The sequence below is a fragment of the Marinobacter alexandrii genome (assembly GCA_039984955.1).
Taxonomy (GTDB): domain Bacteria; phylum Bacteroidota; class Bacteroidia; order Cytophagales; family Cyclobacteriaceae; genus Ekhidna.
In genome coordinates, this window is the sequence record JBDWTN010000007.1 from 2,537,242 (window position 1) to 2,561,579 (window position 24,338).

At 38.6% G+C, this 24,338-nt stretch carries 15 protein-coding genes and 1 tRNA gene; 11 read left to right on the top strand and 5 right to left on the bottom strand.

From position 1 onward, the window contains the following. Positions 1 to 195: 195 nt before the first annotated feature. The 6 genes from ABJQ32_17640 to ABJQ32_17665 all read left to right on the top strand — a co-directional run bounded on the left by ABJQ32_17640 (position 196) and on the right by ABJQ32_17665 (position 10,407). Complete coding sequence (locus ABJQ32_17640; protein MEP5291483.1) at positions 196 to 2,997, top strand: triple tyrosine motif-containing protein; 2,802 nt, start codon at positions 196 to 198, stop codon at positions 2,995 to 2,997. Between the two features lie 48 nt (positions 2,998 to 3,045). Next, positions 3,046 to 7,083 carry a lamin tail domain-containing protein gene (locus ABJQ32_17645; protein MEP5291484.1) on the top strand — a complete coding sequence of 1,346 codons (4,038 nt, stop codon included), beginning with the start codon at positions 3,046 to 3,048 and terminating at the stop codon, positions 7,081 to 7,083. A gap of 101 nt (positions 7,084 to 7,184) precedes the next feature. Continuing rightward, positions 7,185 to 7,559: a TraR/DksA C4-type zinc finger protein gene (locus ABJQ32_17650; GenBank protein MEP5291485.1), complete on the top strand. Its 375-nt coding sequence runs from the start codon at positions 7,185 to 7,187 to the stop codon at positions 7,557 to 7,559. After that, a complete protein-coding gene (scpB, locus tag ABJQ32_17655) occupies positions 7,559 to 8,119 on the top strand; it encodes an SMC-Scp complex subunit ScpB (GenBank protein MEP5291486.1) in 561 nt (186 codons plus the stop codon). Before ABJQ32_17650 ends, scpB begins: the two co-directional genes overlap by 1 nt. Before the next feature lie 20 nt (positions 8,120 to 8,139). Further along, on the top strand, positions 8,140 to 8,883 hold the full coding sequence (locus ABJQ32_17660) for a pseudouridine synthase (protein MEP5291487.1): 744 nt from the start codon (positions 8,140 to 8,142) through the stop codon (positions 8,881 to 8,883). A 192-nt stretch (positions 8,884 to 9,075) separates the two neighbouring features. Further along, positions 9,076 to 10,407, top strand: coding sequence for an ammonium transporter (locus ABJQ32_17665; protein ID MEP5291488.1), 1,332 nt, complete (start codon positions 9,076 to 9,078; stop codon positions 10,405 to 10,407). A 12-nt stretch (positions 10,408 to 10,419) separates the two neighbouring features. Here the strand turns inward: ABJQ32_17665 and ABJQ32_17670 are convergent, their stop codons facing one another. The 5 genes from ABJQ32_17670 to ABJQ32_17690 all read right to left on the bottom strand — a co-directional run bounded on the left by ABJQ32_17670 (position 10,420) and on the right by ABJQ32_17690 (position 18,411). Next, positions 10,420 to 11,820, bottom strand: a complete 1,401-nt coding sequence (locus ABJQ32_17670; protein ID MEP5291489.1) for a glutamate synthase subunit beta — start codon at positions 11,818 to 11,820, stop codon at positions 10,420 to 10,422. 10 nt (positions 11,821 to 11,830) lie between these two features. Further along, positions 11,831 to 16,276, bottom strand: coding sequence for a glutamate synthase large subunit (gene gltB / locus ABJQ32_17675; GenBank protein MEP5291490.1), 4,446 nt, complete (start codon positions 16,274 to 16,276; stop codon positions 11,831 to 11,833). Between the two features lie 194 nt (positions 16,277 to 16,470). Next, the gene (locus tag ABJQ32_17680) at positions 16,471 to 17,376 is read right to left on the bottom strand and encodes an alpha/beta hydrolase (GenBank protein ID MEP5291491.1); all 906 of its coding nucleotides are present in this window, start codon (positions 17,374 to 17,376) and stop codon (positions 16,471 to 16,473) included. Between the two features lie 41 nt (positions 17,377 to 17,417). Then, on the bottom strand, positions 17,418 to 18,011 hold the full coding sequence (locus ABJQ32_17685; GenBank protein ID MEP5291492.1) for a TetR/AcrR family transcriptional regulator: 594 nt from the start codon (positions 18,009 to 18,011) through the stop codon (positions 17,418 to 17,420). 327 nt (positions 18,012 to 18,338) lie between these two features. Then, a tRNA-Phe gene (locus ABJQ32_17690) sits at positions 18,339 to 18,411 on the bottom strand. A gap of 82 nt (positions 18,412 to 18,493) precedes the next feature. On the opposite strand from ABJQ32_17690, the gene ABJQ32_17695 reads away from it, so the two are divergent. The 5 genes from ABJQ32_17695 to ABJQ32_17715 all read left to right on the top strand — a co-directional run bounded on the left by ABJQ32_17695 (position 18,494) and on the right by ABJQ32_17715 (position 24,328). After that, on the top strand, positions 18,494 to 19,804 hold the full coding sequence (locus ABJQ32_17695; GenBank protein MEP5291493.1) for a (Fe-S)-binding protein: 1,311 nt from the start codon (positions 18,494 to 18,496) through the stop codon (positions 19,802 to 19,804). Continuing rightward, entirely contained in the window at positions 19,801 to 20,595 is a 795-nt protein-coding gene (locus ABJQ32_17700; protein MEP5291494.1) for a (Fe-S)-binding protein, read from the top strand. The genes ABJQ32_17695 and ABJQ32_17700 overlap by 4 nt, the downstream gene beginning before the upstream one ends. Before the next feature lie 22 nt (positions 20,596 to 20,617). Continuing rightward, positions 20,618 to 21,082 (top strand): hypothetical protein, encoded by a 465-nt coding sequence (locus tag ABJQ32_17705; protein MEP5291495.1) that lies wholly within the window; start codon positions 20,618 to 20,620, stop codon positions 21,080 to 21,082. Positions 21,083 to 21,160: 78 nt separating this feature from the next. Then, positions 21,161 to 23,140, top strand: a complete 1,980-nt coding sequence (locus tag ABJQ32_17710; protein ID MEP5291496.1) for an OmpA family protein — start codon at positions 21,161 to 21,163, stop codon at positions 23,138 to 23,140. A 27-nt stretch (positions 23,141 to 23,167) separates the two neighbouring features. Next, positions 23,168 to 24,328 (top strand): AIR synthase related protein, encoded by a 1,161-nt coding sequence (locus ABJQ32_17715; GenBank protein ID MEP5291497.1) that lies wholly within the window; start codon positions 23,168 to 23,170, stop codon positions 24,326 to 24,328. The last annotated feature ends 10 nt before the right edge of the window (positions 24,329 to 24,338 follow it).

The following is a 24,338-nucleotide window of genomic DNA, read 5'->3' on the forward strand; positions in this document are numbered from 1 at the left end:
TTAAAGTAAGATTCTAATTATTCTATTACAAAACTACTAATTTTATATATCGACGAAGATAAATACAGGATGATTGGATGCCTTTCAATTTTCCGAAAAAGACCACCAAATAGCATATAAAAGGTAACTAGTGTAGTGAGATATACATATAGTAAAAACTGAGTGGCCATTTCAAAAAAATAATCCTAAAAGATCATGAAGATTGTTTTTAATCAATTCAAGAAAACGTTAATTTTTAGTACTGCTTTACTTGTTAGCATGCTTTGTTTCGCTCAAACAGGGGACTTTATTTTAACACACCATTCCCCGAAGCACTCTGAAATTGATAATATCAATTTTGAGATAAAAGCGGACAAGAATGGGATCATTTGCATTGCAAATCGATTCGGAGTATTGAAATATGATGGTATAGATTGGGATTTTTATAGAACCAGTTCTTCTGCTCTTTCATTAGCGATCTCAGAAGACAACACAGTATATGTAGGTTGTCTGGGGGGATTTGGTAAATTGGATTTTGCCAACAATGCATATGCATATATCCCTATTTTAGAAAGCGATTCACTGTCAGATCATTTTTTGCAAACCTTCGCTACTGCAGAATACATTTACTTTTTGAGTGATAATAGCTTATATGAGTATTCTCCAAAGGAAGATGCTTTTAATAGGCTTGCCGAAGGAGATTTTTTAAATGGATATTTATCCGAAGACACCTTATTCGTAAATACGTATGATGATCTAGTAATTAAAGCAAAAAATGGAAGTATTGATACACTCTCAAACACAACCAAGCAATGGGGGTTGATTAGCGCTTCCCCAAAAGGAGAGCATGAGTTTGCTGTTGATATGGAAGGTGGATTATATCAACGAAAAAATGCTCAAATGAAGCCTCATCACCATTATGACAGATTGCAAGAGGCTGACGTTGTTATCACGGATTTGGAATGGGTCAATGATTCACTTGTTGCTTGTTCTACCATTGAATCAGGTGTATTCTTTTTGCATGTAGACGATTCATCTTATTTTGAAGTAACTGATTATCATTCAGGGCTTCCTGATAATGAAATTCACGACCTCTATGCGGACAATAACCAAGGAGTATGGGTAGCACATGAATTTGGACTGACTCGTATTGCTCCATTGTTCCCAGCCTACAGCTATACCAATTTTCCCGGTTTGGAGGGGAATCTGATAGAAGTTCAGCGGATTAGAGACGATTTATGGATCAATACCAGTCTGGGTGTTTATTATTTTTCACAGGACACCTCTTACAGAAGTAGAGTATACATTCAAAAGGTTGATAAAAAACCATCAAAAAGGACTACACCTACAAAAACGGTTGCAGAGTCACCAAAACAGAAGAAACAAGAGGCTGAGTCAGAGCAAAATGTAGAAGAGGAGGAAAAAAGCAAGAAGAAAAAGAGGAAGAAGAAGGGATTCTTAAATGGACTTTTTAAGAAAAAGGACCGGGCCAGCGATTCGGAAAAATCAGATGAAAAGTCAGGGTCTTTCAAGAAAAAATTCACTTCTCAAATACAAGAAAATGCGACATCTACTTCAAAACCAGTTGATAGATCTCAATATATCAGAAGGGTTGAAAAAGTGGTCACTGGAGTGAGCTATCAATTTCACCACGTGCCTGGCACAGATGGGAAATTTAAGCAATTGCTGAAGGCAAAAGATCGGATTTTAGCCACCAGCCATACAGGAATCTATGAGATCACAAGAAACTCAGCCCAACTGGTCATTAATGAAGCAATCAAGTATGCTTATCTCATTCCAGGAAGCAATCAATTAATAATTAGTACCGAGAGAGGAATCCTCAAATATTATGAACTCTTGAACAATATTTGGACTGAAATTTCAGGACAGGGCTTTGAGGATATTATATTGAATGTCTATATGGATCACAAAGGTGATATATGGATGGCTGGGACATCTCATATCTATCAGGGATCTATTACCTCACAAGGATTTGAAATTTTGCACAGCTATGAAATTAACAATAGATTTTATGATGAATTGAGTATCTGGGAACACGCCAATGCACTCTACTTCATAAATTCTCAAGGATACTTTAAGCTGGATAGAGATAAAGATAGGATTGTAAAAGACCGAGAATTAGAGAAAGAATTAGGAAGCCCTCATCATCATTTACATAACGAAAAAAGTAGAGTCTGGCTCTATAATGGCAAGATATGGCACTTGTTGCTTCCTGATGGGAGCATTAATGAATTTCAGTATCTGGGTGTTTTTCCAAATCTTAAGTACATAAACTATGATGATAAACTTGACAGGTATTGGTTGATTACGGACGATAATCAACTTCTGGCTTACTCAGCGGATAAAATACCTGAAATGAATAAGTCATATTCGATTTTTGTAAAGCGGCTTGTAAGTAGCAGTGGAGAGATGAAAGTGACGGAGAGTATTGCACTTTCGCATGACCAAAATACATTGAGTGTTGAACTTCTTAAGCCGGATTATGTCGGACTTTTAAATCCTGAATATCAATATAAGTTGGAAGGGCTAAATCCCGAATGGTCAAATTGGACTCATGCTAATCTAATTGACTACAGTTACCTGCCTCCAGGTGATTACAAGCTAAAGGTTAGAGTTCGCGATGCATTGGATCAAATTGATGAGGCTACTTTATTACAGTTTACTGTTGCAACACCGTATTGGCAAAAACCATGGTTTTATGCTATCCAAGTATTAATACTTGCGATGATGATAGGTATTTCGTCGAGGTTAAGTGAATCAAAATCAGTCAATAGATTTATTAAGCATGGCTTGAGTATTCTTACACTGGTTATTATCATTCAGTTCATGCAAGCAATCATCAATACCTTTATATCTTTTCAAAGTACACCAGTTGTTGAGTTTTTGTTCGATGTGGGGATTGCAGTCATGGTCTTCCCTCTAGAATTTATTTTACGCAAACTCATATTAAAAGGTGGGCTCAAGGTTTCAGGAACAACGGCTACAACTGAACTTTAAACTCTCCCATTTCAAACCACTACTTTTACATTGATAATGAGTTGAATTATGAAAGGTATTCTTTGTCTGATTTGTTTGGGTTTAGGTTTTTCGGTACTAGCACAGATAAACTCTTTCCCCGAAAATGAAGGTTTTGAAGACTCTTTCGTAGAAGGATCCGATATTGAGTTTGTTACTAATTGGATTGGTAATACTGTGGCATCTACAAATCGAATTTTTCAAACGAGTGATTTTAGAACAGGAGCAAATGCCTTAGCAGTCCAACCAATAACTAGTTTTGATGGGGAGATCTTGATTACTCTGAATTTAACAGGTTTTGAAGACTGTGAAATTAATTTTTATGCTAAATCAAACCAAAATGGCTCTGGAAATAGGTCAGCTTTAGTCTTTTTCTCAACCTCCATTGATGGAGGAATGAATTACGGAACTCCAATACAAATTGGAGATGAAAGCACATTTCCTAACTTACCCGGACAGTCCTATAACCAATACTCCTACACGCTTGATGCCGTCTCAGATAATCAATCTAATGTATTTGTGAAATTATTTGTAGAAAGAAATGAAACTGGTTCTGGTAGTGCTGCTGAATTTTTGATTGATGATGTCGAAATAATAGCAGACCCTTTAACAGACTCAGATCCCCCCACTATTCAATCGGTGACGGCTATCTCATTAACAGAAGTAGATGTCAAGTTCAATGAAAGTGTTGATGTGACGACCTCACAGAATTCAAATAATTATGGAATTGATGGCGCTATTGACGTAACCAATGCAGTAGTAGATGGAATTGACAATTCGATCGTGCACTTGACCACTGATGCATTGACAAATGGCACAACTTACGCTATCACCATTAATAATGTAGAAGATGAGAATGGAAATATAATTGCTTCAAATAGTCAGGAGAGCTTCCAATACCTGGTTTTTGAAGAAGCGGAAGAATTCGATGTGGTGATTAATGAATTCATGCCGGATCCTAATCCAGTAGTCACAACCTTGCCGGATGCAGAGTATGTAGAATTATTTAATAGATCGTCCAAGTACTTTAATTTGGAAAACTGGTCGTTGGATGGAGAAAGCTTGCCAGTGTTTACATTGGCCCCTGGAGGATATGTCATTATCGTAGACGATGATGACTTAGGGTTGTTTAGTGGCTTCTCGAATGTGCTGACCATTAGTTCATTCAGCTTAAATAATTCTACAGTAGATAATATTTCCCTACTAGATGATAATGCCACCACTATTCATGCAATTTCCTTTGTAGGATCTACAGGAGGAGTATCCACAGAACTTATCAACCCCAATGGTCCTGATTATTCGCAAAACAATTTTGGATTGAGCATTGATCCAGATGGAGGGACGCCCGGAGAACAAAACTCGATCTTTGACGATACACCAGATACCACAGCTCCACAAATAGAATCTATCAATGTGATTTCTATGACAGAACTTGATGTTACGTTTAGTGAAGTACTGGAAGAATCGTCAGCTGAAACAAGTGCCAACTACTCGATAGATGGAGGAGTCTCCATAAATGCTGTTGCATTAGATGACATGGATGGGAGTTTGGTTCATATAGTTGTTAGTCCACTAGTTTCGGGCGAAGTAAGAACTTTGTCAGTCAATGATGTGCAGGATCTATCAGCTAATTCAGCTTCTGATACAGAACCGTTTGAATATTTAGAAACTGAAGAAGCTGTTGCAGGAGATGTCGTCATCAATGAATTTCTATCTAATCCAGTAAACAATAGCGACGATTTTATAGAGTTATTCAACAACTCTGAGAAGTTTATAGACGTGGAAGGTTGGAACATCATAGATGCTTCGGATACTTCTAATAACCTTCCTTCATTTATCATTCGACCGGGGGAGTATTTGATTGTTTATGATGATGGATCAACGATAGATTATGCTGCATTTGGAAACGCACTAACAATCTCAAGTCTCACACTCAACAACTCAGATGATCAAATAGAAATTGTTAATGGATCAGATAATCAAATTGCTTTCATAGCGTATGAAGATGAGCAAGATGATGGGGTTTCATTAGAACTGATTAATCCTGATGATCCTTGCTTATCACTTGACAGCTACTCTACTTCGATAGACCCATCAGGTAACACTCCCGGTAGTCAAAATTCTGTTTTTGATGATACTCCAGATACTGAAGCCCCAACGGTGAGCTCCTTTGGCTATTCCACATCCTTAGCCATCAACTTCTCAGAAAAGATGGATGCTTCCAGTTTAATGACAGGTGAATATACTGTTTCAGGAGGGTTAACAATCGATGATATCATAATCAACGGTGATTATCCAACCTCGATAAATGTGGTATTCATACAGGGAATAGAGAAAGGAATTATTTACCAGTTTACCCTCTCAGATGTGAGCGATTGTGCAGGTAATGCGATAGTAGAAACAACTTTTAGTTTTAGCATGGGAAGAGCTCCTTCTTTCAACGAAGTGTTTATTACAGAAATCCTATTTGATCCAGATCCATCTGTTGGTCTGCCAGAGGTTGAATTTCTTGAAATTCATAATATCGCCGGAGATGTGATATCCACAGAAGGAATGTTTTTAATCGATGCAAGTTCCACTGTTGAATTGCCATCAATTAACCTGCAACCAAAATCATACACTATCTTAACATCAACTGCAGGAGCTAATGAATTCACTCAAGGCGCAGTTGGAATATCGAATTTTCCCTCACTAAATAATACAGGAGAACAACTCATTTTGACATTTCAAGAGAGTCTTATCTCTTCTATCGATTATGATCCTGCCTGGCACGAAGACTCTAAGTCTGATGGAGGTTATTCATTAGAAATGGTTGACATTACAAATCCCTGCACTGCAAGCGGAGCAAACTGGAATAGTTCTATCAATCTGAATGGAGGAACACCTGGGGCTGTAAATTCAATTAACAATGAAGGAAGTGTTCCTGACAATCTAGGTCCAGAACTTCAAAAAGTTACCGCAATTTCGAGCGATATGATTAGGTTAGATTTTTCGGAAAAAATTGATCCACTAAATGTGGAGACTATTAATTTGGAGTTCGAGCCTGAAGTAGAGATCGAGAGACTCTATCAAGACTTTCAAAATCCAATATCAGTATTTGTAGTTTTAACGCAAGACCTGGAAGAAAATATTGCTTACCAACTCAATGCATTTAATGTTGCAGATTGTAACGGCAATTTGAGTGAAGCTGATGAGATCACTTTTGCCCTCCCGATAGAGGCTCAAGCAAATCAAATTCTTATCAGCGAAGTACTCTTCAATCCGCGCACAAATGGTGTCGATTTCGTAGAGCTTTATAATAATTCCGATGATTTCATTACTCTAAAAAATTGGCAATTGGCAAGATTAGATCTAGAAGGATTGGATGATCAAGTGATACTCTCCGATGAGGAGTTGGTGCTAAATCCAAGAGATTTCATTGTCCTAACTGAATACGCAAATGTTCTGCTTAATAATTACCCGAAAGGGATCTTCTCTAAATTCTTTGAAACTTCCACATTTCCAACCTATGCTCAAGATACTGGAAATGTCATTATACTAAATGCTATGGGAGAAATACACGAGCGAGTCTTTTATGATGCAGACTATCATTATGACTTGTTGGAGAGTGTAAAAGGAATCTCGCTTGAAAGAGTCTCGTATGATGAATCCGCGAATAACTCGAGCAACTGGCGTTCTGCTTCTAGTACCGAAGGTTTTGCTACGCCGGGTTATGCCAACTCGCAATCTTTCGAAAATGATACACCAGTGGGAAGAGTTACTGCCAGTCCGGAAGTATTCATTCCTGGAAATGTTGGTTCTGGACGTGATTTCACCACTATCAATTACCAATTTGATGAACCCGGACAATTTGCGAACGTAAACATCTATGATCAAAACGGGAGGTTAGTGAAAAATCTGGCACAAGGTGCATCACTTGCAACTTCCGGATTTTTCCGATGGGATGGCGACACAGATGGTGGAAGCATGGCCAGAGTTGGTTATTATATCATCATTTTTGAAATATACGATGCTAGCGGAAATTCTGAGACGATAAAAGAGACAGTGGCAGTAGGGCGCGATTTTTAGTAAAATTTTCGTCGAGTTGGATTTGTCTAATTATTTATTGTGCATCAACCTGCGTATTTTCGCTTGATTTTTACGTTTTTAGAATAATAATCTCTACTACTATGAGCGAAAAGACAAGATATTCTGATGAAGAGCTAAAAGAATTCGAAGAATTAATTCTTCAGAAACTGGAAAAAGCTAAAGAAGAGCTTAATACATTGAAATCTTCTTTGACAAGAGAATCTGACGATAGCGGTGACAACTTTGCATCTGTAAAAACGCTTGAGGATGGTGCTGATACAGCAGAAAAGGAGCATTTGAGTCAACTTGCTGGACGGCAGCAAAAATTCATCAATAATCTAGAAAATGCCTTAGTGAGAATTAAAAATGGGACGTACGGAATTTGTGTTGATACGGGAAATTTGATCTCAAAAGAAAGACTCAAAGCGGTACCTCACACCACCCAAAGCATTGATGCAAAGCTGAATAGGTCTTAATGGATTATTTGGCCAATCATATTCAAGCGCTGGTTTTTTGCTCTCCTAAACCCATAACAGAAGAGGAAATTCAAGATTGCCTTAAGGAAATGTTTGATGCAGATGTGCCTGGTGGGGACATCTCATCTGGAATTGATACTATTCGAGCGAAATTTGAGACAGATGACTTTTCGATCGAGTTGGTGAAATCAGGAGGAGGTTATCAATTCTTGACAAAACCAGCATATCAAGCAAGTATTGGTATTTTGCTTAAACAGCAGTCAAAGAAACGTCTATCTAATTCAGCTTTAGAAACACTGTCTATTATTGCATATAAACAGCCAATTACGAAGAGTGAGGCAGAACAGATTAGAGGAGTAAGTTGCGACTATTCAATTCAGAAACTTCTTGAGAAGGAGTTGGTAGAAATTAAAGGGAAATCTGAAGGAGTTGGCCGCCCGATACTATACGGAACAAGTCAGAAATTCATGGATTATTTTGGCATCAATGACTTGAAAGAACTCCCCACCCCTAAAGATTTCAGTACTGAAGAGAACGCTATAGGCGAAGAGAACGAATAAAGGCGATCCCCGCCAGTTTAATGAAACGACCTAATAAAAAGGAAATAACAAAACCTGCTGAGATCAGATTGAATCGATTTATGGCCAATGCCGGAGTTTGTTCAAGAAGAGAGGCGGATAACCTCATTGCCTCAGGCAAAATAAAGGTCAATGGGAAAGTAGTGACTGAGATGGGCTATAAAGTCAAGAAAACGGATTCTGTTGAATATAAAGGTCAAAAACTAAAATCTGAAACTCATCAATATGTTCTCCTAAATAAACCAAAAGGTTTTGTCACCACTACAAAAGACCCTCACGCAAAGCGTACTGTTATGGAGTTGGTCTCTAAAGCATGCGAAGAACGAATTTATCCAGTAGGTCGGCTAGATAAAGAGACTACAGGCTTACTACTCTTTACTAATGATGGCGAATTAGCAAAAAAACTTACTCATCCATCTCACCAAGTAAAAAAAATCTATCAAGTGGAGTTAGATAAGTCGATCACAAAGGAAGATTTTCAGAAAATATTGAAAGGAGTGACCTTAGATGATGGACCAGCTACAGTCAATGAAATGGCTATTCTTGGAGATGACAATAAGGTGTTGGGAGTTGAAATTCATATCGGTAGAAATAGAATTGTTAGAAGAATATTTGAACATCTGGGGTACACAGTTAAAAAATTGGATCGTGTAATGTTCGCCTCGCTTACTAAAAAGAACCTTCCTCGTGGCAAATTCCGACACTTGGGCCCGAAGGAAGTAATGGGTTTGAAAGGGGTTAAATAACCTCCTCCCAAAATCAATGTCATTTTCTAAAAAAAATTGTTAAAAATTATCTTTTTGATAATTGATGGATCATTTATGTACTATCAATTATTCTTTTTGTAAAAATTCAATTCGAATGAGATAAAAAACTATCTTAAAAAGATATTATTTACGTAAATAGCTATCTTCATGGATCATTTTTAATCCAATTTCATGATAAAATTCAATTTTGACAAGAAATTTGCTTCAATTCTATTTCTTTTCTTACTTCCTGTTTTCTCTTTTGCTCAAAACGGAGATTCGATAGACACTGGCAATACCGCTTGGATGCTGATGTCAACAGCCTTGGTTATGTTGATGACACCTGCGGGCCTTGCTTTGTTTTATGGAGGATTGACACAAAGCAAGAGCGTGCTTAATACGGTAGGGATGAGCTATGTTGCTTATTTGATTGGCTCGCTTATCTGGGTGATTATTGGCTATTCACTGGCATTCGCTTCAGGAAATGACTTTATTGGGGGGTTGGATTATGTTTTTCTTAGCGGCATAAATATTACAGACTTGGTGGATGGTGCTAATATCCCCAAGTTGTTAGATGTTGCTTTTCAAGGAACTTTTGCTGCAATAGCTCTAGCCATTGTGAGTGGGTCTGTGATAGAACGGATACGATTCTCGACTTGGATATGGTTTTCCATCCTATGGATTATGGTGGTTTATGCACCCATCTGTCATTGGGTTTGGGGATCTGAAGGATTTTTGCATGGTGACTTGGACTTTGCTGGTGGCACAGTCATTCATATTAATGCTGGTGTTTCAGGGCTCATATTAGCTTTGTTGGTAGGCAGGCGTGTCAATTTGCACGAAGAGAGGAAGCCATCTTCAATCAAGTTTATGGTGCTTGGTTCAGCTTTGTTATGGTTTGGTTGGTTCGGGTTTAACGGGGGTAGTGCGTATGGAGCAAATGCTTCGGCAGCAAACGCGATGCTGGTGACCAATGTTGCTGCTTGTGCGGGCGGCTTGGTTTGGTTGTTGATTGAAATGTTGATCATTAAAAAACCAACCTTGATAGGCGTTGCTTCAGGGGTGATTTCGGGCCTTGTATGTATTACACCAGCAGCCGGTTATGTTGGAGTTTCTGGCGCTCTGATTATTGGAGCGATTGGAAGTGTGATTGGATATATAGGTGTGGTAAAATTAAAAGATTACTTTGGACATGATGATACATTAGATGCTTTTGGCATGCACGGCCTGGTAGGTATTGCTGGTGCGTTACTCACAGGATTGTTAGCAAATCCTGCAATCGACCCGTCTTCTGCTGGGGTATTTTATGGTAATCCGGGGCAGTTTCTTATTCAATTGAAGTCCGTAGTAGCTACCATTGTCTACTCGGCAGCAGGAACATTCATTGTATTTAAAACGGTGGCGCTATTCACAAAAGGAGGGAGAATAACAGAAGATATGGAGCTCGAGGGAATGGACATTGGATATCATGGTGAACAGCATATGGCCATTGAAAAAGAAATGGTAACTGACCTCACTAAATAAAAGAGCTTATACTTAGGCCGTAAGATAATCATCTACGGCCTGAGCTGCTTTTCTGCCTTCAGCTATAGCCCAGACAACAAGAGATTGACCCCTTCGCATATCTCCGGCAGCAAATATTTTCTTTGAACTGGATTTAAAATTTTTGGTTTCTACATTGCCTCTTTCATCTAATTCAATCTGAAGCTGTTCCAACAGCCCCTCTTTTTGCGGATGAACAAAACCAGCAGCGATGAGAGTGAGCTCAGCAGGGATGATTCTTTCAGAGCCATCTTTTTCTACCAGTTTTCCATTTTTGAAAGCTACATCTACAACTTTCAATCCTTTGAGTTTTCCATTCTCACCTACAAATTCTTTTGTAAGAATAGCCCATTCACGATCACAGCCTTCCTCATGAGAAGTTGAAGTTCTCAAGGTCATTGGCCACTCTGGCCAAGGATTAGTTTCCACCCTTTCAAGTGGCGGCTTATCCATAATTTCTATTTGACGAACCGAATCGGCTCCTTGACGATTACTTGTGCCCACACAATCAGAACCAGTGTCCCCTCCTCCAATGACTATAACATCTTTCTTGTTAGCGGAAATTTTATTTTTTACGCTGAGATTTCCGGCAACATCTCGGTTTTGTTGGGTGAGAAAATCCATGGCAAAGTGAACGCCTTCCAAGTCTCTGCCAGGAATAGGGAGATCTCGAGGAATAGTGCTACCACCACAAAGAACAACAGCGTCAAAATTTTTGAGCAACTCACTACCTTTAATATCCTGACCTACATTCACATTAGTTTTAAAGCTAATACCTTCCTTCCCGAGGATAGTTACCCGCCGATCCACTACTACTTTATCTAACTTGAAATCGGGAATCCCGTACCTCAGTAGACCTCCTATCTCTGAATCTCTTTCAAAAACAGTTACTTCATGCCCTTTTTGATTGAGTGTATCTGCGACTGCCAATCCGGCAGGTCCTGAACCAACAATCGCTACCTTCTTTCCAGTCTGAATTTGTGGATGGCGAACGATTTCCCACCCCATTTCAAAGGCTTTTTCAGCGATGCTTTTTTCGATGTGCTCAATAGCTACAGGTGGATGATTGATTCCAAGAACACATGATCCTTCGCATGGCGCAGGACAGATACGTCCTGTGAATTCTGGAAAATTATTGGTTGATTTTAAAATTTGATAGGCTTCCTTCCATTCGTTGCGGTAGACAGCATCATTGAAGTCTGGAATCTTGTTTCCAAGTGGGCAGCCGGAGTGACAAAATGGGACACCACAATCCATGCATCGAGCTGCCTGCATCTCAGTCTTTTCTTCCGGGAAGCTTAATTCAAATTCTGTGTACTTCTTTAATCGCTTAGCTGTTGGCTCATTCTCCGGCAACTCTCTTTGAAACTCTATAAATCCTGTTGGCTTTCCCATCTCTTATGATTTAATAAACTGGAGTCATTGGAATATTTGATTTGGCTTCTTCTCTAATGCCCTTGTATTGTATGGGGATCACCTTCACCAGATGATTTAGATATCGATCCCAATCGAGAAGAATTTCTTGAGCAAGACTGCTAGATGTATGCCTTAGATGATTAACAATCAAAGTTTTGATAGTGGATACATCTTCTCCGTCAAGTCTATCAAAAACGACCATCTCCATGTTGCAATTTCTGTTCAATTCACCACTTACATCTAAAACATAGGCGATACCACCGCTCATACCTGCTGCAAAATTTTTCCCAGTCTCACCAAGTACAAGCACGGTTCCTCCGGTCATGTATTCACAACCATGGTCTCCAACACCCTCTACCACTGCTTTTGCACCAGAGTTTCTAACGGCGAATCGTTCTCCAGCTATTCCATTTATGTAGCATTCCCCACTTGTGGCTCCATACAAAGCTACATTTCCGATAATGGTATTTTCTCTGGCTTTGAAACGTACATTTCTTTGCGGATGAATAATGACTCTCCCACCAGAAAGCCCTTTTCCCACATAGTCATTGGCATCACCTTCAAGAATAAATTTTATTCCGTTGGCTAGGAATGCACCAAAACTTTGTCCTGCCGATCCTTTAAATTTTATTTTCAATAAACTTGAAGGGAGCCCCTCTACACCATATTTTTTGGAGATAAAACTCGATATGATAGCACCAGTGGTTCGATCTGTGTTTTTTATGTCATACTCATATGCAGCTACAAATTCTTTCTCTAATTCATCTTTTACATCACTCCATATCTTTCTGTCCAATACTGTATCCAACTGAGACTGTTGCCTTCTGGAATGATAGCGGGTATCATTTGTTTCTTCATACAGAAGAATTTTGGAAAGATCTAACCCTCTGGAATCGATATTTTTGTTCTGTTGTAATACATGACTTTGTCCCACCATTTCGTTGATAGTCTTGAAGCCCAATTCGGCCATTATCTCGCGAAGCTCTTCTGCCATAAATCTGAAAAGAGTTATAACATGATCTGGATCTCCAGTAAATAGTTTTCTGAGCTTTTCATCTTGTGTGGCAATTCCTACAGGACACGTATTGAGGTGACACTTACGCATCATGATACATCCTTCGGCAATTAGTGCAGCTGTTGAGACACCCCATTCTTCAGCTCCTAGCAGTGTTGCAATGGCGATATCTCTTCCGGTCATCATTTTACCATCCGATTGTAAAACCACTCGACTCCTTAATCTACTTTTGACTAAAGTTTGCTGTGCTTCCGAGAGCCCCATTTCCCATGGTAGGCCCGCATGCCGTATTGAACTAAGCGGAGATGCCCCTGTTCCACCATCGGCACCAGAGACAAGAATTGCATCTGCAAATCCTTTAGCTACCCCAGCTGCGATCGTTCCCACACCCGCCTGAGAGACAAGCTTTACATTGATGCGAGCATCGGGATTGGCATTTTTTAGATCAAAAATTAATTGAGCTAAATCTTCTATTGAGTAGATGTCGTGATGAGGTGGAGGAGAAATCAAGTCTACCCCGGGCGTAGACATTCGAACTTTTGCGATCCATTTATTTACCTTATGCCCTGGAAGTTGTCCTCCCTCACCAGGTTTTGCGCCTTGAGCAATTTTTATCTGAATCTCATCTGCATTGTTTAGATAATGCGAGGTAACACCAAACCTACCCGAGGCTACTTGCTTTATTCTTGATTTTTCTGAGTCGCCATTTTCTCTTAAAACAAATCGACTAATGTCTTCTCCTCCTTCACCACTGTTGCTTTTTCCTCCAATGCGATTCATTGCAATAGCAAGGGTGGTATGTGCTTCATGTGAAATGGATCCAAAAGACATAGCCCCAGTTGCAAATCTTTGAAGTATTCTATCTACAGATTCAACTGAGTCTAATGAGATTGATTTTCTTTTTTTAAATGACAGTAAGTGACGTATATAGAAATAACCTTCCTCTGGCTTACTGATGTGAGCAGCATACTTTTTGTAAAGTGAGTAGTCTTTTAACTTGGTCGCTTTTTGAAGCAAATGGATTGTTTCTGGATCTATTAAGTGTTTTTCCTGATCCTTTCGCCAGCTATACACCCCACCATGTTCAATAGGATTATTCGAATAGGCGAGCATATGATTTTTGCGGATTCCTTCTTCGAAATGATCAAAACTATTCCCTTCAACTCTGGAAATGGTGCCATTGAAACATGTTTTAATGACCTTTGAAGATAATCCGATGGCTTCAAATATTTGAGCTCCTTGATAGGACTGAAGGGTGGAAATACCCATTTTGGACATAATCTTCAATAGTCCTTTCCCTATAGCTCTGGCATAATTGTCCGAAAGCTCATTGAAGTCAAGATCTTTAGATTTTGCATGGGCATTCATGTGGCTAAAGGCTAGATAGGGCATCACAGCACTAGCTCCAAAACCAATCAATGTGGCAAAATGATGAACTTCTATTATATCTGCACCATGGGCAATTAAACTGGTCTTGGCCCTTAGTTTTTTGTCAGTCAAGTAATGCTGGACGGCACCAATTGAGAATAGTGATGGAATTGCAAAATGAGTTGCATCCTGTTTAGCATCACTAAGGATTAGGATTTTCGATCCACTTACTACGGCCTTCTCAGCTTCCTTGCATATTCGAATTAATGCTTTTTCCAGTGTCTCATTTTTTGAAAAAATACAATCAATTACTTGATGAGAAAATCCTTGATTTGAAAGTTCTAAAACTTTCTGAAATGTATTTGGTCGTAGAACAGGTCTGGTTATATGTATCTGATGGCAATGCTCAGGATCTTCGGACAAGATGTTGGCACCCTGACCTAATCTTGTAAAGAGTGACATCACCATTCGTTCGCGAATTGGATCAATAGGAGGGTTACTCACCTGAGCAAAAAACTGTTTCAAGAAGTTCGATGGATGCTGCGATTTGGTGCTTAGCGCTGCTAAAGGTATTTCCAATCCCATGCTACCAATAGGCTCTTTGCCCTGCTCACACATGGGAATCAATATTTGGTCAATGGCTTCTCTTGTCCACCCATTGGCGATTTGGAGTTTACTGATTTGATCACTATCCAGAAATTCAGGGTCAGTGAAAGGCCCTGGTAAAAAGCGGAGTTTAATTCTGTGCTTTTTAATCCACTCCAAATAAGGCTTAGATCTAGATATTTCTTCTTTTATATCGGCATCAAATTTCACTTCACCTTTATCTAAATCAGCCACTATCATTTTTCCAGGTTGAAGTCTTCCTTTTTCTTTAATCATCTTTTGATCTATTGGTAAGGCTCCAGTTTCGCTGGAAACCACCAATCTGCCATCAAAAGTGATTGAGTATCTGCATGGCCTCAGTCCATTTCGATCGAGAGTAGCTCCGATGACATCTCCATCTGTAAAACATAAAGCGGCAGGCCCGTCCCATGGCTCCATAATGGATGCGTTATATTTATAAAAGGCTTTGGTATGTTCATCCATGCTCTTATTGTACTGCCAGGTTTCGGGTACCAGCATCATGAGAGCATGAGGAAGAGATCGTCCGCCTATCACAAGTAATTCGATTAACTCATCCAGGTTTGCTGAATCAGAAAAGTCAGGGTTACATACCGGTAAGAGCTTCTTTAATTCTTCTTTAGAGAATACATCTGATTTCAATAGCGCTGATTTTCCTTTCATTTTATTGACATTGCCCCGGATGGTATTTATTTCTCCATTATGAGCAATGTATCTAAAAGGCTGAGCTAAGCTCCATCGAGGAAAAGTGTTAGTAGAAAATCGAGAATGAATGATCGAGAACGCGGATTTAAAAGCCGGATTTTGAAGATCCAAATAGTATGGTTTCAACTGATCAGTTCTTAATTGGCCTTTATAAACAATCTTGTAGCAAGACAGTGAAGAGATGTAGAAATCAGGAAAAGATGCAGTTATTTTTTTGGTGGCAGTCTTGTTAAGAATATACAGTTGCTTCTCCAGTTCTCGCTCCGCTAATTCACTATGTTTTAAAAAGACTTGAATAATAGTTGGTTCGTTTTCGCGTGCAGTAGGCCCCACAAATAAACTATCTACAGGAACTTCTCTTGTGTGAAATAGAGTGAATCCTAGAGAGTCAGTTATCAACTTTAATTGATCTAGACATTCTTCCCAATTTGGCTTTGGAAGGAATAACATTCCTACACCGTAAGATCGAGGAGTCAAAAGCGATTTATGCTCACTTAATTCCTGATCAAAAAAATCGTAAGGAATTTCAGTCATTATTCCGGCACCATCTCCCGTTTCTGGCTCAGCCCCAACCCCTCCACGATGCTCCATATTTTCTAGCATCAAGATTGCATCAGAAACAATTTCATGAGCTCGTTTTCGCTTAATATCTGCTACAAAACCTATTCCGCAAGCGTCATGCTCTAGCTCAGATAAATACATTGATTGACTATTTCTTCCCATTATATTCAACACTACAAGAGGATGAATATAGCCCTTATTGTACTTTTAACTGTAAAAATTTTAATAGAATTAATCAAAAATTATGATAATTATAATTTTTGATACTATTTATTGCGAATGGATAAATTCTGCTAATTATAATTGAATAAGATTATGAAATTCCCATTTTTGAAAATCTAACGTTCCTGCTGGGTTTATCTTGTTTTCATTGCATTGATCATGTAGCTAATGATTGAGTCATTGGCTATTATTTTATAATGTCCTAAACCTTTGACGTGAACAAATGAAGCATGAGGCCATGCTTCTTCTAGCTCAATTCCTTTATCGAATGGAATCACCTGATCATCCTCACAATAAAAAAGATGTGTATTGACATTTTTCATCTGAGTGGCTTTTAGACGAAGGTCAAAATAGTCAACAGGTTGATGATATCTTTCCTTTACTAGTCCACACATAGCTTCATAAACTGAGTGATTGCAGCCAATTTCCTTGACAATATCATCAAAGAAGTAACGCACATATGGAGGTGCTGCCAATACAAAGAAATTGTTAGGTTGGAAATTTTCACCAAGTTCACTCAAAACTATGCCTGCAGCTAGTGCGCCAAGTGAGTGACCTATGATAGCTTCATAGGGTCCATTTTTTGAAACATGCTTTTTTATGATATCTCTGAACTCGGGAAGTGCAGTATGTTTTCCTTCTGAATTTCCATGGGCACGCATATCAATAGCCTCAACTACATAGCCATCAGCAACTAGTGAGTTTATCATTCTTCTAAAGTCTGCTCCTTTTGATCGCCAACCATGACAAAGAAGAATTTTTGGACCTTCCTCTCCCCATTGATAGCATTTTATCAAATCGCCCCTGTAGTTAGTTTGACTAATATTCGCCTTTGATACAATATCATTTTGTGGTTCTGAGAAGCGAACTCTCCCTGGCATTGTAAAATAATGCCATATAATTCCTGCGGACTTCTTGGGTGATGCGTGTTGCAGCAACCCTAAACCCTTCTTGATTAATTCAATTTTCCAGCTTGTTTTAGGTGGACGTTCAGCAGGCCTACTGATGTCTTCACCTTTTATTTCTATGTGTGTGACCATAATAGTTATATACCAATTGGTATTTTATTAGCTAAATTTTTTTAAATACTTATTTCATCAATGCGCTTTTCCAAATAGTTTTTTACAAAGTCATAAGACCTTCCATCACCTTCAATTCTGGAAAGTGATATAGCTCCTTCAATAGTAGCGTAGAAGAAAACAGCAAATTCTTCTGCGTCTACATCTTTTTTTATCTGCTTTTCCAATATTCCTCTAGTGATGATTTTTGCTAGTGAATCTTTTATCAGAGCAATGGAGCGTATGATTCTTGATCGTAGAAAAGGATGATTATCGTCTGCTTGAATGGATGAATTTAGAATTGGACAACCTCCTGGTATGGGGGGATTGTTGATATATTTACCATAATACTCAATCATAGCCATTAGTTTTCGTGGAGCTGTTTTTTCGAAACTCACCTGCTTGGCAATCTGTCCAGTAACTATTGAAACACCTTTCTCGAAAGCTGCCGAAGCTACCTCATCTTTATTTTTGAAATTCCCATAAATGGCCCCTTTTGTAATTCCGGTTGCCGAAGTAATATCTGAAAGAGAAGCAGCTGCATATCCCTTTGTGTTGAATATGGGGAGTGCTTTTTCAATAATTAATTGCTTTGTGAGTTCAGGATTTCGAGGCATATACAAATATACCAATTGGTATATAAATTAAAAATTAATTTAAAAAGCTTCTAAAATAGTATGCATGCATACTATTTTGGTGATTTGATCTTATCTTAGAGGTGAAGTACAAGAACTTTCTAAAGGAGGTAGCTTTAAGGTGATTTGTTGAGTTGGAGAATCATATCAGGAAAAGGGATTGTTTCTTGACCTGATGCTGAGTGTTTGATCGCAGCGGCGAACCGTCGGAGTGGCGTTCCATTGAGTCGTCGAACCGCCACCGACTCGCGGGTTTTCGTTGAGATTGGATAGAAACAAAAAAGCCACCCTGTTTAGGACGGCTTGATGTGGTGCTGAGTGGATTCGAACCACCGACTCACGGATTTTCAGTCCGATGCTCTACCAACTGAGCTACAGCACCAAAAAAATTGGTTGGCAAAAGTATGTATTTCTTTGAAAAGGCAAAATTTAAATTGAAGTTCGTGTTAGGAATTTTTTAAAATATGGAATTTATCCCTCAAATTGTTTTCATTCTGATCGTAGGATTCTTTGGTTTCCTTATCTATCGCAGAGTCTCTCAGATTTCAAAAAACATTAAACTCGGTAAGGATGTAGATCTATCTGATAATAAAGCTGAACGTTTGAAAAACATGGTCTTAGTGGCTTTTGGTCAAAAGAAAATGTTTAAAAGGCCTTTACCAGCTTTTCTGCACCTGTTGATTTATGTAGGCTTTGTGCTCATCAATATAGAGGTCTTAGAGATTATCATAGATGGAGTTTTTGGAACACATAGAGTAGCTGCTCCGATTTTAGGAAACTTTTACTCAGGCATGATTAATTTCTTTGAATTTCTTGCTGTAGGTGTATTGTTTTCCTGCATAGTATTCTTAATTCGAAGGAGTGTCTTAAGAATTAATCGTTTCAAGAAAATTGAAATGGTTGGATGGCCTTCTCTTGATGCAAACCTCATACTTATCATTGAAATCTTGCTAATGATGGCAATTTTAGGAATGAATGGAGCTGATCAGATTTTGCAACAAAGAGGTACAGATCATTATACTCAAGTAGGATCATTCTTTTTTAGTTCGACGCTATTTGGTTGGCTTTCTGAATTCGAAACTGGTGCATTAATTCTAATAGAGCGAGGAGCTTGGTGGTTTCACATTGTAGGGATATTTGCTTTTGCTCTCTATGTGACTTACTCTAAACACCTTCATATATTTTTAGCATTTCCAAATACTTACTACAGTAAAATTTCTCCAAAAGGGAAAATGGAAAACATGAATGAAATCACTAATGAGGTGAAAATGATGTTAGGAATGCCTGTGGAAGGAGATAGTGCACCACCTCCTGAAGGAATGCGATTTGGAGCTAAAGATGTGAATGATCTTACCTGGAAAAATTTGATGGACGCTTATTCATGTACTGAATGCGGACGTTGCACTTCCGAATGTCCAGCAAACCTCACCGGGAAAAAGTTGTCTCCTAGGAAGATTATGATGGATACTAGAGATCGATTGGAGGATGTTGGTAAGAATGGATTAGATGATGGAAAATCCTTGCTTGGAGACTACATCACAAAGGAAGAAATCAATGCTTGCACAAATTGTAATGCTTGCGTAGAAGCTTGTCCTGTAAACATCAATCCATTAGATATTATTCTACAGACACGTAGGTACGTTGCAATGGAAGAGTCAGCCGCACCTGATTCATGGAATGCCATGTTCCAGAACGTAGAAACAAACTTTGCACCATGGAAATTTGGTGTGCAGGATAGATTTAACTGGTCAAACGAACTAAAAGAAGGGAAATGAGCGAAATACAAATACCAACAGTAGCAGACTTAGTTGCAAAAGGGGAAAAGCCGGATGTATTATTTTGGGTGGGTTGTGCAGGATCTTATGATGATAGATATAAAAACGTTACGAAAGCGTTTGTTAAGATCCTTAATAAAGTTGGAGTCAAGTTCGCAGTGTTAGGTCCTGAGGAAACCTGTACAGGAGATCCCGCTAGAAGGGCTGGGAATGAATTTCTTTTTCAAATGCAAGCAATGGCTAATATTCAAGTTTTGAATGGCTATGAAATTCAGAAAATAGTTACAGCTTGTCCGCACTGCTTCAATACACTTAAAAATGAGTACCCTGAGCTTGGAGGAAATTATGATGTGATACATCATTCTCAATTCTTACAAGAGTTGATTAATGATGGGAAAGTAGAATTGAAAGGTGGAGGTGAATTTAAGGGTCGAAAAATAACATATCATGATTCTTGTTTTTTAGGGAGAGCCAATAACGTGTACTCTGCTCCTAGAGCAGTCCTTGAAGCTTTGGATGCTGAGTTGGTAGAGATGAAGAGATGTAAGACCAAAGGGCTTTGTTGTGGAGCTGGCGGAGCGCAAATGTTTAAGGATGCTGAGCCAGGAAATAAAGAAGTGAACATTGAGCGTACGGAAGAGGCCTTAGAAACCAATGCAGACACTATTGCGGTTGCTTGTCCGTTTTGCATGACTATGATGTCCGATGGTGTTAAGAATAAAGAGAAAGAAGACTCTGTGAAAGTTAAAGATTTAGCGGAACTCATTGCAGAATCTGAAGGTTTGAACTGATATGTTGATTCCATTTGAACAAATGCCTGAGCAAGCCCGCTTGTGGATTTATCAGGCTGAAAGAAAACTCACACAGGAAGAAGTCAAACTAGTGCAAGCGAATGCAAAAACTTTTTTGGATCAATGGAGCGCTCATGGCCAAGATCTAAAATCTTCTTTCACAGTTGAATACAATCAATTTCTGATTATTTCAGTTGATGAATCATTTAGTCAAGCAAGTGGATGTAGTATTGATGCATCCGTTCATTTGATTAAAGGATTAGAATCTGCACTTGGAATCTCATTCATGACGACTAATCAGGTAGCCTTTTTGCAGAATGAACAAATAAATCTGTATCCATTCAATCAACTAAAGGCTCAGGTAAAAGAGGCTGTTATTCAGCCAGAGACCCTGGTTTTTGACAATACCGTTCAAAATATTGCTGATTTTAGATCACGTTGGCTACAAAAGAGTCAAAATACTTGGATAAATAGGTACTTTCAATAGGGCTTTTGTTTCGTTTCTTGTTTAAGGATTAACTATTTTCGGATAATCATCTGAACCAGTTTTTCGTTATTCTTTTATATGCGAATTCTTCAATACATCATTTTAGCTTCAATAGTAGTCAGCTGTTCTTTGGAAAAGAGCATGAATAATGCTGAGTTTGATGCTGTAATTTCCAAACTTGGGAATGCTCCCGAAAAAAATTCTCCAGAAGAAAATCTTATGGTTGGCGATGCATTTCGCAAATCAAATCGCTTAGTTGAATCAATCCCCTTTTATCAAGCGGCGATCAAAGAAGGAACTCCGGAAGAAGCTGCAAATCTTTATTTGGCTCAAGGCTTAAAAGTGGAACAGAAATATGATGAAGCGCAAAAAGTTCTTGACAATTATTTGCCTCGTGCAAGAGATGAAAAAACGAAGAAGATGGCAGAGAAAGAACTTCAGAATTTAAGAAAAATTGAAGATTTAAAAGATCATGGAAGCTATTATAGAGTTAAGAACTTACAAGATATAAATACTGAAAATGCTGAATATTCTCCAGTTTTCAGCAGAAACTATCTTTATTTCACAACAAATCGTGAGGGGAGTAAAATTTATAGAACTACTGGCACTCCATTTACAGATATTTATCGTGTTGCATCAAAAGGAGCCAACGTAAACTTGAGCACCTTGAGTGCGCTCGACCCAATTATCAATCACCTTGATACAAATGAAGGTTCTGTTGCAATTTCTCCAGATGGATCATCTATGATTTTTGCAAAGGGAAACGATGGTAAAGCAAAAGGATTTAGTGAAGTGAATCTTTTCTTCACAAGGTATAGAAATGGGAAATGGTCTGAACCAGTAGCGCTTTCTATCAATGAGGCTGAATCTTGGGATAGTACACCTACTTTTTCTCCCGATGGAACTACACTTTATTTTTCATCTACAAGAGCTGGAGGTTATGGTGGAGCGGATCTTTATCAGGCTAAAATTAATAGACGAGGTAGGTGGGTTGATGTTAGAAATCTGGGACCTGAGATCAATAGTACCGGAGATGATGTATTTCCATATGTGAGTGAGGATGGCAGTCTCTATTTTTCGTCTGATGGACATGCAGGCTTTGGTAAGCTAGATATTTTTAGAGCAGTACGCGAAGGGGGGCATGTGACTATTGAGAATTTGGGCAAACCAATGAATTCATCAGCGGACGATTTTGGTCTTTATCAATTTAATCTTACGAAAGGATTCTTTACCTCTAATCGTAAAGGAGGCAAAGGAGATGATGATATTTATACGTTCATCAATGACGACCCTGATTTGAAGGTGGTGAACTATTTCCTGACAGGAATAACAATTACTACTGACGATGCAGGTAAGGAAATAATTCTTCCCAATACAAAAGTTTCATTAACTACTGACTCAGGAGAGGTATTGGATGAAGCATTTACAGGGGCAGATGGATCATTTAATTTTCGTGTTTACCCTGAGGAGCATTATGATTTGATAAGTGAGAAGACTGATTATTTCACGGTAAGGAAAGATTTCACAACTATCGGGAAGACGGTAGAGAAATCGACACTGACGGAATTTGTTACCAATGTGAATTTTGAAACAAAGATCATGATGGATCCTATCGTTTTGGAGAAAGCAATAGTGCTTGATAATATTTACTACGATCTTGATAAAGCAGATATTAGGACGGACGCTGCTTTAGTTTTAGACAGTTTAGTACAAATCATGAATGATAATCCTGAGATCTACATTGAACTAGGCTCCCATACAGATGCCAGAGATACGGATGAATACAATTTGAATCTCTCGAGAAGAAGGGCGCAATCTGCAGTTAGATATATAATCAATACTGGGATTAAGTCCCAGAGAATTACAGCGAAAGGATATGGAGAGTCACAGCTCTTAGTTAAGAATGCTCAAACGGAAGAAGAACACCAAAGAAATAGGAGAACAGAATTCAAGGTGTTAAGATACAACCCCAGAGATCGAAATGATGACCTACCGCCAGAAGAGTCTGTTGATGAATATGATCGATTCTTTAAAGAATCAGGTGATGGGAACGGATAAACCTTTTTCTTTGCAAGAAAAAACAGCATGATCGATAGGTATGCACAGCGGGGAGTTTCTGCTGACAAAGAAGACGTACATTCAGCTATTAAAAATATTGACAAAGGTTTATTCCCAAAAGCCTTTTGTAAAATAGTAGAGGATATTTCCGGCGATTCTGAATACTGCACAATTATGCATGCTGATGGTGCTGGTACCAAATCTTCACTGGCGTATCTCTATTGGAAAGAAACAGGCGATATCAATGTTTGGAAAGGGATAGCCCAAGATGCAATCATCATGAATGTTGATGATCTTTTATGTGTCGGATGTACTGATAATATTCTTGTTTCATCGACCATAGGTAGGAACAAAAATTTGATTCCTGGAGATGTGATTTCTGAAATAATCAATGGCACAGAAGAAGTGCTTCAGATGTTGCGTGATAGTGGGATAAATATTAAGTCTACCGGTGGCGAAACAGCTGATGTAGGTGATTTAGTGAAAACAATCATTGTAGACAGCACAGTAACTGCTAGAATGAAACGTCAGGAGGTCATTAACAATGAAAATATACGTCCCGGTGATCTTATAGTAGGTATGGCTTCTTATGGGCAGGCAACATATGAAAAAGAATATAATGGAGGGATGGGCAGTAATGGACTTACATCAGCTCGCCATGATGTTTTTGATAAAACTTATGCAAATAAATACCCGGAATCTTACGATTTAGGAGTTCCGGAAGATTTGGTCTATAGTGGATCGAAGAAGCTTACAGATCAGGTAGAAGGTTCAACATTGGATGCAGGTAAGCTCGTATTGTCCCCGACTCGAACATATGGACCGGTTATTAAATCAATTCTGAAAGAATTACGTTCCGAGATTCATGGAATGGTACATTGCAGTGGGGGCGCTCAAACAAAGGTTTTGCACTTTGTAGATAATGTAAGAGTGGTTAAAGATAATCTTCTTCCCACACCACCTCTTTTCCAGATGATCCAACATGAAAGCAATACTGATTGGAAGGAAATGTATAAAGTATTCAATATGGGTCATCGAATGGAGGTGTATGTTGATGAAGAATCTGCCGATGAAATAGTAGAAATTGCTAGATCTTTTAATATTGACTCACAAGTCATTGGTCGAGTAGAGGCTTCAGATAATAAAGAGCTAATCATTCAATCAGAGCACGGAATTTTCGAATACTGAGATGTCAATT